The following is a 13,080-nucleotide window of genomic DNA, read 5'->3' as shown; positions in this document are numbered from 1 at the left end:
AAGTGTGATTTAGTGCCTTGAGTACAGTATTGAATTCCTCCTCTGGTCCATAGATATTCACCATGGAGCATCATATGTAACCAGACAGAAATGTTCTAGTTCCAGAGTCTTATTTTTTATTCTCCTCCGGGTAAACCACTAGAGCCTATCAGTGATTCGAACTCGGACTACGTAGGATCTCTATCCGGGTAAACCACTAGAGTTTTGGGCCATCTCGCAGAACAAATCCGTGATAACTCTGTTTCGCTCTCAATTACTTTGGCAGATGATAAAAGAGAACTCAGGAAAAAAGCGGGGAGATCATGTTAACCAGCCTGTTAGCCGAAGCATTAGCAGTTACCTTTGATAACTTGACCATGACAGCTACAATCCTAGATTGTGCAGAAGAAGCTGCCGAAGATTTGAGCCCAGAAGCGCGACAGAGACTGGCGCTTGTTCATACTGGCCTTGCAATGGCGATTCAAGGTATGGAATGTGATGAACTACAGCAGTTGATCAAGCAATCTGAACTTTTTTGCGATTATTAATCATGCTCTGTATCTGTCAGTCGGGTCTTCCAACTAGTGACGAACCCGTTGCATCTCCGTATGCCTTTACCTCAATGTATTTAAGAAGCTGATGGTAGGTTAGCTTCCTAGCCTTTGATTTGTTCAGAGACTTAGGGTTAAGACATTTGGGTGAGTTTGGTGAAAGTACTGATGATACTAAGTTTAAGCGATTCTTACTGTTGGGGCACTACCCTTTATTTAACTTTTGGAGATACTAGTGGAGTACTCCTAGAAGCTAACTGAATAGAGTTATTAGATACTTCAATGACACCCATTTGTACCGTTGGTAAATGAACTCGGAAACAACTCCCTACCCCAACTTGACTCTGAATAGTAATTTTGCCTTTATGGAGTTGAGCAATGGATTGAGCTATAGCCAACCCAAGGCCTAAGCCTCCTTGCCTTCGAGCTCGGTGCTTATCTACACGATAAAAGCGGTTAAAGATATAGGGGATTTGTTCTTTAGAGATGCCTATTCCAGTATCCTCCACACTAATAATGGTGACCTGGTTAGTCCGCGCTACAGATAGAGTCACTTTTCCCCCAGAAGGGGTGTAAGCCACAGCATTCCTTAATAGATTTGAGAATAATCGAGCCAATTGCATGGCATCTCCAACTAATGTCATTGGAACAATGCCTTGGGTCACTAATTCAACCCCTTGAGTTTGAGCAGAAGGATCTAAAAAGTCGACTAAGTCCTTCAGGACTTCATCTAAAGCCACTCTAGTCCATTCTCGTCGGGCAGTTGGTACAGATGTATCTGTTCTCGCCAAAAAGAGTAGATCTTCAACTAATCGGTTCATTTGTGCAGTTGCACTAGAAATAGCCGCCAGTTTTTTTGCATCTTTGGGGTGGACTCTTTCTGGGTGATTCATCATCACCTCAACAGATGTTTTGATCACTGTTAGGGGAGTTCGTAACTCATGGGAAGCGTCCGCAGTAAACTGCTTTAGCCTCAAAAAACTTTGCTCAACTGGTTTTAGTGAATATTCCGTTAGCCACAACCCTCCTATTCCGACTAAACCTAGTGCAATCGTTCCTCCTACTCCTAGTCCCCAAAGCAGCCTCAGCTGAGCTTTTTCTACAGGAGTAATGGACTGACTAGCCCGAATATATCCTTCTAGTAAGGGGCGCTTTAGCGCATCGGCATCGCTATGAACAGAAATAGTAAATGCACGAACCTGAAAAGACTTCTCTTCTCGTATGACTCGGACAACAATATTTTGTTCTCTCAGTTTGGGTGGCAAGTGAAGTGTAATCGCCCCTTTCCGAGCCAACAACCGACCATCTGCTGTGAACCATTCCAAACTATGTCGGTCTCGATTAAAGATATCGCGCCATGGAACTTTATCTACTTTATCGAGATAGGGCTTGCCTTCCTGTTTAATATCTGAGAGAGAAAGGGCTGCAGATTGAGCTAAAGTTTGTAGCTCTGCATCAATTTGGGCGTAGAGTCGTCGACTTACAAAGACATAGACTTGTACGCTAAAAACGGCCAAGATTGCTGCCATAACCAATAAGTAAGACAGCAATAAACGCCACCGCAATCCTTGAAAGAGAGGATTACGAAACCTGTTTAAGACGATAGCCAAAACCATAGACCGTTTGAATTAAATCATTGGGGGCTCCTGCCCCTTTCAACTTATGCCGTAACCCTTTGATATGGGCTTTTACCGTATCTTCTTCTGGTAAAACTTCATAAGCCCAAAGATGCTCCAGGATTTGGGCTCGACTGAATACTCGACGTTTGTTTCTTAAAAAAAGCTCCAACAAGCTATATTCTTTGGGAGTCAAAGCAATCAGCCCTTCTTGAAAGAAGACCTCGCAGGTGTTGGGATTTAGCTTCAGATCCTCCCATTCCAGGATTGGTGGCGAAGTCATGGGACTCCGACGCAAAAGGGCCCGAATTCTGGCCGATATTTCCTCTAACTCACAAGGTTTGACAACATAATCATCGGCACCTGCGTCTAGCCCATCGACTTTATTTGCTGTGGTATCTCGAGCTGTCAGCATCAGTACGGGAATATCCAAACCTTGGTCTCTCATCTGCCGACAAAAAGTCAAACCATCCATCTTGGGCAACATAACATCCAGCAAAACCAAATCATAGGTAAATGCCTCCAGTAGCTCCCAGCCCATTTCTCCATCATGGGCGATATCTACTGCATAGTGCTGATCCGTCAGATCTTCTGCCAATGCTTCTGCAATTCGCTCGTCATCTTCTACTAGTAGAAGCTTCATGCCGCTTTTTCTCTCTTTGTCTCAATACTAACTGGAGAAGATCCAGCTACTCATCAGATGTCCTATACAGAAAACATTACGGCAAACTGGTTGTGCCGTAATGTTTTCTTATCAAAACAGTAGTTTCACTAATTTAGTGAACTGCTCTAGTTTGTTTGTAACATCTGCTGAACTTTGGTTCGCAAGGATTGGTCTTGGCGAACAGCCGCTAAGATCTGACTAAATCTCTGAGGTTCTAGTCCTTGGGAACGAATCACTTTTTCTTGCTCTGCTTGCCCCTTTTTTTCAATGGCCTGAATTTTGGTCATTGCTTGTTCAAAGGACTGTTTTTCTGCATCAGTGGCATCTACTGCTGGGCTACTGGCTTGCTGCCCATTGTATAGAGAATTGAACTTATCTTGGGTCAGTCCTGACTGACCAATCACTTGGGAAATTTCCCCTTTGGTTGTTTTCTCAAGTGAACTTAATTGAGGTATGGCGGTTGCAAATTGCTTAAGCTCACCCTCAGAGATGGAGGATTGTTCTCCTGATGCAGAATCAGCTTCTGGCTTTAAAGCATCAGCACTTGGAGTGGTTTCAGGGGTACTGCTGGAGGGTTGTTCAGTTTCTGAAGGCATTGCTCCTTCAGGGCTCGTTTCCTCTATAGGAGCTGTAGGAGTGGCACCGGTATCATCAGCGGGTTGTGCAGCACCACCTTCACCACCTTCAGGACCTGAAACAGGGGGAGTTACGGTTGGGGGAGTAACAGTGGGAGGAGCGACAGTGGGAGCTGTCATTGTCGGAGCAGTGGCATCCGGTGTAGTGGCATCACCAGCAGATGGATCGTCAGCAGGTTGTTCTGCACCACCTTCTGCAGTGGCGTCCGTCTCGTCAGTAGCTCCCATAGCATCGTCAGCAGGAGCGTCACTGGCAGATGGATCGTCAGTAGGTTGTTCTGCACCACCTTCTGCAGCGGCGTCCGTTTCATCAGTAGCTCCCATAGCATCGTCAGCAGGAGCGTCACTGGCAGATGGATCGTCAGTAGGTTGTTCTGCACCACCTTCTGCAGCGGCATCCGTTTCATCAGTAGCTCCCATAGCATCGTCAGCAGGAGCGTCACTGGCAGTCGGTGTTTCGGTGGGTTGTTCTGCGCCACCCTCTGCAGTATCTGTCGGCTCAGCCGCAGCATCTACTTCACCACCTGGAACATCGCTCATGGCGGGGGAATCAGCCGATTCTTCTTCTGCAGATACTGTAGTATCAGCAGGAGCACTATCCGTTGCTGAAGCATCTTCGCTAGTTTCGGTTGCTGCTCCAGTGCAACGAGAATTCAGAGGGAAGTTCTTGCATAGAACTTTCAAGGCAGCAGGAGAAAGCTCTTTAGGGGCTTGAGCTTCAGCTATCAGTTGTGTGGATGAGTTAGAGAGAAGAGAAGATTGGCTGGCAACGCTAGGTAAGCTGGTCAAAACACTCATGCTTGCTAGACCGAGCAGCGTAGGGAAGATTTTCAAAGTTGATACATACTTTTGAGTATTCATAGGTACTCCTAATGAAAATAGGTAACGAATGGTCTGGAGTGATCTGTAAAACTCAGCTCATTAATGTTGTAAATGCTTTTGTTCTGAACAAGGCTATTCATTCAACTATTGTCAACTTGACAATTGCTCTATTCAGAGAGATTTGGATGCACACGACTGTGGACGAACCAAAACAGCATTTGCGACTTGTGCCAAAAATTAAGTTTTCCAAGTCAAGAAGGGATTCAACTGTTTCTTTACAAAGAAACAGTTGAATGGGGAAATTTTGCTTCTAAACTTAAGGAGCTTGAGGGGCAGTCGAGTCTGTTGCATCAGGTGCATCTGGAATTGCAGGGGCTTCAGCATCAGGTACAGCGGGAATCCCAGAAGTTTCGTCAGGGCTATCACCAGGAACTGCATCAGGTACAGGGGGATACTTGGGACTTTCTGTATCTTCTAATTCTGCACCACCCTGAGGGACGTCTGCTTCGCTCCCAGGTTGAGTTGGAGCATTTTCGCTAACTGTTTCACAAGCGCCAAGGAATGTGGCTAGTCCTAAAGTTAGTAATGCTGGGATGAGTTTAAGTTTCACTTCAAATACCTCCACCAAAGTAATAAAACAGAGCTTTTTTAGAACTCTTTCAGATACTGAGGATAAATTTAAAGTGTGAAGAAATTGGGAAATAGATGTACTTTCTTCTCAAAAACTCATTTTTAACTAGACTTGTTAACCTATGTTTTCCCGATACAACCGTTGACAGAAACCCCTCTACAGGGAGCATGTCACCTTTGCATGCCAATTAAACCATTGAGATAAGCACACCGATGTGCAAGCACTTGCGGAACATTGCTTTCATTCCACTGCGCCCCTGAAATTTTGACTCTGCGACTAATCTGTTTGATAGCAGATTCAACAGCTCCAGACCCAATAGAACAAATTTGCTCACTCTGGTAATAGTCATAATTGACGATCCGATGCCGATGTTTGCGGATATAGTTGCAAAAGACTTGGGCTTGCTTTTTCTTCAACGATTCAAACAGAGTCAAGGTTTCATCCACCTTCCCCTGCCATAAGAGTTGTTCAGCCTGGTGCAGACGCTTGAGAGATCCACCGACCTTATAAAGATTTTCCACCAGATGGTACCAGTCCAGAATCTCCCGTCGTTGCTCAGGTATGCTCAGCTGACGAATGATGTTCCAAATGCCATCATGACCATCCCCTAAGCAGGTCACTGGAGAGGCTAACGGTTGCTGGTGAGTCCAGCCAATGAGCCGGGCATTATTGTGATAATCCGCAATGAGTCCCACGTCTGTTGCTAAGGTTTTATAGTCTTTCCACTGACAAGGTTGGCCTGCAGGTGTGCGGATGCGTACTTTGCCACCATCGACACTCACTTCAGTTAAAGCTTCGTGGGCCTGGGGCGTAGGAAACCGTTGCTGATGGACCAAGCGTTGCTGGGTTTTGGCTGCAACCTGAATACCCGTTAAATAAGCCACATCTTTAGCAGCTTGGGCGTAGGAGACATTGGCACTGATGCGCAAGCAACAATTCTCTAAATGAGGACTGATTTGACGGTAGGAGGAAACGGCTAGACGACTTGCCTGTTGAGTTGTAACCCTTAGAGCGCCCAAGGTGCTTTTCAGTTGTCGGTTGCGCCCTGCTGCTGTGCCAGTAACTGTGCGGATAAAAAAATGACCGAGTTCAGGACTGACATGGGTCTGGATTTGCTGACGCACCGTCATCTCAATGCCTTCTAGCGTCTTCATGTTTTCTGGGTCGCTCTCCTCATAGAGTAATTGTGCTATCGCATCGAGATGGATTTTGAGTTGAGCGGTTTTATCTGAGTTCATTGCTGAAGATTGCTGGGCAACACTTCATATCCTGAACGGTTTCAGATAAATCTGCAAAGGTGACATGCTCCCCCCTCTACACGGTTGCAAGTGTGCGACGAGGCACTTGATAGTTCAGGAAATCATAAGCTAACTCGGTATGGGGAAAGATGGCACTTGCTTCCGCCAAAAGTTCTTGTAACCCAGTTGCACCATTAGGGGCATATCGAGGGCTAAAGTGCGTTAGGAAGAGTTTTTTAGCCCCTGCAGTCTGGGCAACTTGTGCCGCCATTGTAGATGTCGAATGCAGGCGTTGATAGGCTAATTCGGCTTCTTGATGGGAAAAGGTGGATTCATGAATTACAACATCGGCATCCCTTGACAACTCAACCGCTTCTGGACAATAGATTGTGTCGGTGCAGTAGGAAATTTTTCGTCCAACCTCTTGAGGTCCACAAAAATCTTGGCCTAAAAAAGTGCGCCCATCGGGCAAAGTAATGCGTTCTCCCCGCTTTAAGCGCCCATATAGTGGTCCTGCAGGTATTCCCATGCTGATGGCTTTATTAGTATCGAAACGGCCGGAGCGATCGCATTCTTGTATCCGATACCCAAAAGCCGGAACCCGATGTTTCAGCGGAGCACAGACAACTGAATAATCTTGATCCGAAAAAACTTCTCCTGGTTGAACCGTATGAACTTGTATCGGATAAGAGAAATGCGTTTGAGAATAGCGTCGACAAGCTTGCAAATATTCCTCTAAACCTGCAGGACCATAGATATCAATCCGTTCCGTATTACCAGCCAAACCACAGCTCGCTAACAATCCCATCAAGCCAAAAATATGGTCCCCATGCATATGGGTGATAAATATGCGTCTGAGTTGGCTGCTCTTCAACTCACTCCTCAACAGTTGATGTTGAGTTCCTTCACCACAGTCAAACAACCATATCTCTGCCCTTTGAGGCAATCGAAGGGCAACACTAGAGACATTGCGTGATCTCGTAGGCACTCCTGAACTTGTACCTAGAAAGGTAATTTGCAAAACCCGACTATCCTTATACCTGATTTACTGTTTAGTCTATTTTCCCCGATCCTTGTTATACCCCAACAAATGAGCCACTACTCTCTAATTAACGGTATTTGCTAGGCTAAGACCAATTCAAACCCATGAACCCATGCGCGATCACTACCTTGAACTCCTAGATCAGATTGTTGCAGATACCTTGAAAGGCAATATTCGCTCCAAAGAGCAGATTTACCACATCTTAGAAGCAGAAATTAGCGCTGGGACTGGAGAACTCTTTGAAAGATGCTTACAAACGCGTATAGATGCACTTAAAGGACTGCTAGAAGCTGACGATGAACTCAAGCAAGCCAAAGCCATTCGTAAGCAAAGAGCCCTCAAGACCATCCAAAGTGAATGGGAACGATGGCAAAAGCAAAACCAGGGTAATACCGTATTGACCAATCTAGTTCAGGCTTTATTGGTAGCGCCTGATGAACAGAGATTACAGCATCTATTAATGGTGCTCGATCCGAATCAGAAAGAAATTTTAACTTTAGACCAACTTCGCCAGCTAAAACAGTCACTTGAGCAAGAGAGTCACTCCCCTAATAATCTGGAACCGTCTGAATCAACTGCTCTAATTGGGATAGCAAGAGGACTCCAACAAGGGTTGGACTCGTGGCAACAAATTGAGACCCAAGTGGTGAACTGGATCTACAGCCAGAGCCAAAGCTCCCTTGGATTTGGGAATATTACTGAACAACAGGGTCCCTGGAGCCATTGGGCCAAGACGGTCGATAGTCAATTCCTCCAGCAAGTCTTTATGGACTTGGCCCAACATCAGGAAATTACAAAAGCCGGAATCGGACAACCCCTTCAGATTAGCGATTGGCTAGAATTAGCTCTAGTTTTGCAAAAACTGCAAACTAACCTTGTCCGCTGGTTTGATCAGCAACCCTATGACTCCAAAGCAGGCAAACGTCTTTCCATCGCTACCTACTTAACCTTCACCATTGTCTGGGGGCAGCTTTCACAACGGTCTCAACAATTAGGACAACCCATTCTGACCGAAGCCTGTTTTCAAATGGCATTGCAAGGGTTAGTCCAATTTGCTCAACAATCCTACTTCCCCCTATACGGTGGATTGTTTACAGCCCTTTCAGGTGAATCGCTACAAACCCTCCTAGACTATCTGGATAGTCCCTTGAAACAAACCCCTAACACAGGCATAAAAGCTCGTATTCTCATCCTTTTGGGGTATACACAACACGCTCTTGGCCACGATGACCTAGCCCTCAGTTTTCATGAGCAATCGCTGGAAATTGCTCGTGTGGCCCAAGATCTCCGTTGTGAGGTTGCTAGTTATAACCACTTAAGTCGAACCTATCTCTCACAACATGAGTATTCTGCAGCGATCACCAGCAGCCAGAGAGCCTTAATTCTTGCCCGTCAAGGTGGAGATCGATTGGGAGAAGCTAATGCTCTTGCCAACTTTGGTTATAGCGAAGTTCTCCATATTCAGGCCGAAGACCCATTAGATACTCAGCGATATGAAAACGTCCTTCCTTATTTAGAGCAAGGTCTACAACTCTCTGAGCAACTGGGAGATCGTCCCAGTCAGGCGTTGTGTACTAACAGCTTGGGCATCGTGCTAGTCATCATGGGTAAATATCAAGCAGCCATTACAATCCTTGAGCAAGGAACACGTATCGCCGAAATTATTGGCGATCAATGGCTGGTCAGCCTCAATTATTGCTACTTAGCAGAAGCCTATCGTGAACTCGGAAATATTGAAAATGCTATTTACACCGGTAGCTTAGCCATGTACTTAATGTTTCAAATCGAATCATCAACCTGGCGTCAACCCGCTGGCTTACTCAGCATCCTTTATGGACAGCTAGGTCCCGAGGCTTTTCAGGAATACCTAAGTCATCTTCGAAAGCAATTGCTGATGATTATTGGCGTTGATGGTTATGATTATTTACCAAAACTGTTAGCAGAATATCGGCAATCCTTAGCTTAGGACATAAACTCTACATTTCTTGAACAACCCATTCTGATAAAAAGACAGGCCCATAGTTTGAGGAGGTCAAGAAAAAGTATGGGCCAGAATCTAATAGTTTTGGGAATAGGCAGAATACCGTAGCTCTTTGAGATGAAGCTCCTTAATTCGTTTGTACTGCCACTGCAAACCGATAATCATGACGATAAACAGCATAAAACCTGGCTCCTCCATTTGTGAAAAAAATTAAGCCATGGGCTAAAACAGTTAGCCAGCAGAATTTGGAGAAGTCATCCTGGCATAAGTAAATAAAAACCAAAATATACAGAAATAAATAAGCACCTAAGCCAAACAATCCTGTATCTCCCCAGATCCCTGCCCAACCGAATAAGGGTGAGAACATACTGGACTGATCTCCTAGCCAACTATCACTTACAGCGCCCCAAACGGCACCACTTGCCGGATGAATGCTAGAGCCTAGAGGAGCTAGCAAATCTTCATACTCTCGCAACATCCAGCCTCCTAGCCTACCGACAGAATGTCCTGGGCCTAAACCCAGAAACATATTCAATGGAGTCTCATAGAAAGTAGGAATGATTCGTAAAGAAGCTGTTTTTAATAACGTTGCTTCACCATCAGAACCATATATGTCTGGTCTCATCCAAGTGTTAAAGGCTCCAAAAGCAGGTACGTTCTGGACACACCACAAAAAAACAACCGTGAAAATAAGACCAGGAATCAGGTATTTAAGGGTTTCAACAATATCTTTAGTCTTCGAAAGAAATAAAATCCCACCCGCAATTATAAAAGTGAATAATACCTGCTTTGCATCTGCCAGGAGCATTCCCCAAAAGGTTGCAAATAGCACCGATATTCTGATCCAAATGGGTGCCGCCTTCGCAAAGAAAAAATAATATAACCCAAAGGTCAATCCAACCGAAGCACCAACAACATGTCCTGATCCAGATTCATAAAATATTCCTTGTACATAATCTGGATTGCCTGCTTTAGGATGACGTCCGAGCACAATAAATAAAAAGTATTGGCCATATATCAAAAAGATATGAGAGAAGCAAAATCGGATCAACCATTTCCGAATAAACTCATAACTCTGGATAGATAGAGGAATACTTGTTATAGCTAAAAGCAAGAGGAAAGGCTCTACTTTAAGCAAGTAATCTACCACCAAATTAATAATTCCAGCCTGATTGATCAGAGCGCTAGCAGTCATGATTGTTAGGTAGACTAATAACCCAGCAATAACTAGCCAAGCAATATTAATTTGTTTGGCATCTTTAGATTTACTTTGCGAAATTGCTAGAATACAAGCAAATGGAACAGCAATGAAATGAAGAAAATTTAGTGGTTTTGGAGCACCCACAGTGGTAATAATACGAGGCAAAAATGCTGTCGCAAAAGCTACCAGGATGAGTGTAGAAGTTCTATAATAATTTTGGCGTTTAATATTCGTAAATTGATTAATACTCATTTTTTTTAATTTGTAAATTTAGAAGGCATTAATTACTGGCAGCCATTTGATAAATTTCAATGAGTTGTTTGTAATTAGCCCCTGCTGTATATTTCGATTCAAACTCTTTTCGGACTTCTATTCGCATTTGTTGCAGTTCATCAGGATGAGAAAGAGCCCATTCAACTTGCTCTGCTAAATCTAGAGAATCACCAGGCTGAAACTGTAAGCCAGTTCTCTTATGTTCTACTAATTCTGCAATTGCACCAATCTGGGAAGCAATCACTGGAGTTCCCTTTGCAAAAGCTTCTATCGCCACCCTACCAAAGGTTTCATACCATTTAGAGGGGAAAATCAAAAAGGAGGCTTCACCCATTAGTTGGTGAACCTCATCAATTGATTTACGGCCTAACCAGGAAATATGGGGAGACTCTTTTATCTTGTCAAGAACTAATTCGGATAAAGGTCCATCGCCAACAATGCGAAGGGGAAAAGGGGAATGTAACTTATCCCAGGCAGACAATAGCGTGTCTAGACCTTTCTCAACGGATAGCCGACCCACATATAAAGCAAATTCGCCTTTGCCGGAGCCGACACCAGGATCTGGGTTAACAAAATTTGGTTTGACGATAATCTTATTGGCTGGCAAACCACCTTGGATTAATTTATTCCTAGCAAAGTGAGTCAGTGCAATGTACTTATCTACCTTTCGATCCCATGTTTTCAGCAAACGGTGGATGCTGATCATGCCTGCGGTAATGCCACTCGCTAAGCGATTATTTCGATAGCAGCCGTGGATTACTCCAGGCAACGGGATAGCCTTATTGAGACAGTCTTCACAGACATTCCCTTGGCGAAAAAATAGAGCATTGGGACATAACAATCGATAATTTCGGATTGTTTGGATGACAGGGACCCCTTCTGCTTGTGCGGCATAATAGACAGAAGGTGAAATTAAAGGGAAAGAGTTTTGGACATGAATAACATCATAAGAGTGTTGTTGTAGTTTCTTCCTCACCGCTCGGTAGGACTCTTGAGACCAAATTGTTTGGGCAGCGAGTTGTAAACTCCGATATGAAGGGATCGAAATGTTGTCTTTCTCATATTCATCGACGAGATGTCCCATCTCTCTCAATAGAGATTTCTCAGATTTACAAGATTCGTCTTCACCTCCTCGAATTTTGTAATAGTTGTGAACACTAAGAATACGCATACAGTGGCCTATTTCAAAATCCAAGAAAAATTAATGCAAGCCGATAGATATTAAAGTCAAGATCGATGGTCTCACCCTTATGCGGTGACTGAATTGAGGAAAAACAACCTTCTACTATTACGACCTATTCGTTGACCCAGATTTATCAGAGAGAGTTGCAGGGATGGTCAAAAAGCTCTAGATTTCGCCACTCAAAACAGATTCATAGATTCCTTCTAATACCTTAGTTTGTTTTGCTCGATCAAATTGGGTTTCAACATGTTCACGCCCTTTATAACTCATGGTTTGCCATAGGGTGTGATCTTGAAATAGACGCACCATAGAATTAGCTAGGCCTTGGGAATCAGCCTCTGAGGATAAATAGCCAGTTACACCATCAACAACGGCTTCAGGGATTCCAGCATGCACTGTACTGACAACGGGCAATGACATCGCTTGTGCTTCCAGGACAACATTCGGTAATCCTTCTGCATCTCCTTTTGACGACGTAACGCTAGGTGCTGCTAATAGGCGTGCTCGATTCATCCAGGATTTCACTACTTCTGGTGGCTGAACCCCCAGGAATTGATATCTTTTAAGACTCTTTTGAGCCATTGTTTCTAACTCAGATCTGAGGGGCCCATCGCCAATGATGACTAACTCAACATCAGAGCATTCTCTCTGGACCATAGACATGGCCTCAAGCAGATACTTACATCCTTTCTTCTCGGTAAGACGTCCCACGAACAAGACAATGGGTCCACGAGCAATGTTTGGATCTGCCCAAAACTTCTGGATATCAACACCATGATAATGGTTGAGAATCTTGTCTTCAGGAAATCCCTGAGCTATGAGTTTTTGGCGTATAAACTGAGAGACGGTGAGGAATAGCTGCGCTTTGTTCTTGAGGGTCTCTTTTTTCTGAAAGTACAGCCAATGATTCAATGAAGTGTACTTCGAATCTGCTTCAGATATAGTGGCATCTGCTCCTCTATAGTGAACAATCAGAGGAATATCCAGATCTTTGACCCAAGGAAGCATGAGTACACCACTTAAACCAAATTGAGCATGGATCAGTGCTGGTTTCAATGCCTTGATCTGCTGATAAAGTTGGGGAGAAAAACCGGTTAGTTTAAATACCTGTTCTTCAATCTTGCCGAGAAGATTACCTTGATTAACAACCAATGTCCTCTCTAACGGTAATTCCAGTCCTTCAACTCTGCGAGACCCTACGTAATAGGCCGTAAACCGCTCTAGTTTTTCTGCTGGATCTCGGATGAAAGTTTGAGATGGAGGT

Annotated in this window: 11 protein-coding genes; 2 read left to right on the top strand and 9 right to left on the bottom strand. The window is 44.3% G+C overall.

Going from position 1 to position 13,080, the window contains the following annotated elements; genetic code table 11:
• The first annotated feature begins 302 nt into the window (after positions 1 to 302).
• Positions 303 to 527, top strand: a complete 225-nt coding sequence (locus tag HRE53_RS01900) for a hypothetical protein (RefSeq protein ID WP_010472706.1) — start codon at positions 303 to 305, stop codon at positions 525 to 527.
• Positions 528 to 742: 215 nt separating this feature from the next.
• Here HRE53_RS01900 and HRE53_RS01895 read toward each other — a convergent pair whose 3' ends face one another.
• The 6 genes from HRE53_RS01895 to HRE53_RS01870 form a co-directional block, all read right to left on the bottom strand.
• Positions 743 to 2,059 carry a cell wall metabolism sensor histidine kinase WalK gene (locus HRE53_RS01895; protein ID WP_212661973.1) on the bottom strand — a complete coding sequence of 439 codons (1,317 nt, stop codon included), beginning with the start codon at positions 2,057 to 2,059 and terminating at the stop codon, positions 743 to 745.
• A gap of 52 nt (positions 2,060 to 2,111) precedes the next feature.
• On the bottom strand, positions 2,112 to 2,789 hold the full coding sequence (locus HRE53_RS01890) for a response regulator transcription factor (RefSeq protein WP_235108862.1): 678 nt from the start codon (positions 2,787 to 2,789) through the stop codon (positions 2,112 to 2,114).
• Positions 2,790 to 2,935: 146 nt separating this feature from the next.
• Entirely contained in the window at positions 2,936 to 4,306 is a 1,371-nt protein-coding gene (locus HRE53_RS01885) for a DUF4168 domain-containing protein (RefSeq protein WP_235108861.1), read from the bottom strand.
• A gap of 277 nt (positions 4,307 to 4,583) precedes the next feature.
• Positions 4,584 to 4,877, bottom strand: coding sequence for a hypothetical protein (locus HRE53_RS01880; RefSeq protein ID WP_235108860.1), 294 nt, complete (start codon positions 4,875 to 4,877; stop codon positions 4,584 to 4,586).
• 191 nt (positions 4,878 to 5,068) lie between these two features.
• Complete coding sequence (locus HRE53_RS01875; RefSeq protein WP_235108859.1) at positions 5,069 to 6,136, bottom strand: ISKra4 family transposase; 1,068 nt, start codon at positions 6,134 to 6,136, stop codon at positions 5,069 to 5,071.
• Positions 6,137 to 6,212: 76 nt separating this feature from the next.
• Positions 6,213 to 7,157 carry a ribonuclease Z gene (locus tag HRE53_RS01870; RefSeq protein ID WP_212661970.1) on the bottom strand — a complete coding sequence of 315 codons (945 nt, stop codon included), beginning with the start codon at positions 7,155 to 7,157 and terminating at the stop codon, positions 6,213 to 6,215.
• A 133-nt stretch (positions 7,158 to 7,290) separates the two neighbouring features.
• Here HRE53_RS01870 and HRE53_RS01865 point away from each other — a divergent pair, with 133 nt between their 5' ends.
• Positions 7,291 to 9,144: a tetratricopeptide repeat protein gene (locus tag HRE53_RS01865; protein WP_235108858.1), complete on the top strand. Its 1,854-nt coding sequence runs from the start codon at positions 7,291 to 7,293 to the stop codon at positions 9,142 to 9,144.
• 142 nt (positions 9,145 to 9,286) lie between these two features.
• Here the strand turns inward: HRE53_RS01865 and HRE53_RS01860 are convergent, their stop codons facing one another.
• The 3 genes from HRE53_RS01860 to HRE53_RS01850 all read right to left on the bottom strand — a co-directional run bounded on the left by HRE53_RS01860 (position 9,287) and on the right by HRE53_RS01850 (position 12,968).
• The gene (locus tag HRE53_RS01860) at positions 9,287 to 10,612 is read right to left on the bottom strand and encodes a hypothetical protein (RefSeq protein ID WP_235108857.1); all 1,326 of its coding nucleotides are present in this window, start codon (positions 10,610 to 10,612) and stop codon (positions 9,287 to 9,289) included.
• Positions 10,613 to 10,640: 28 nt separating this feature from the next.
• Positions 10,641 to 11,804: a glycosyltransferase family 4 protein gene (locus HRE53_RS01855; RefSeq protein ID WP_235108856.1), complete on the bottom strand. Its 1,164-nt coding sequence runs from the start codon at positions 11,802 to 11,804 to the stop codon at positions 10,641 to 10,643.
• A 177-nt stretch (positions 11,805 to 11,981) separates the two neighbouring features.
• Entirely contained in the window at positions 11,982 to 12,968 is a 987-nt protein-coding gene (locus tag HRE53_RS01850; RefSeq protein ID WP_235108855.1) for a glycosyltransferase, read from the bottom strand.
• Between the last annotated feature and the right edge of the window lie 112 nt (positions 12,969 to 13,080).

Origin of the sequence: Acaryochloris sp. 'Moss Beach' (genome assembly GCF_021497025.1) — a bacterium.
Lineage (GTDB): Bacteria > Cyanobacteriota > Cyanobacteriia > Thermosynechococcales > Thermosynechococcaceae > Acaryochloris > Acaryochloris marina_A.
This window is presented reverse-complemented; position numbering and strand designations above follow the sequence as displayed.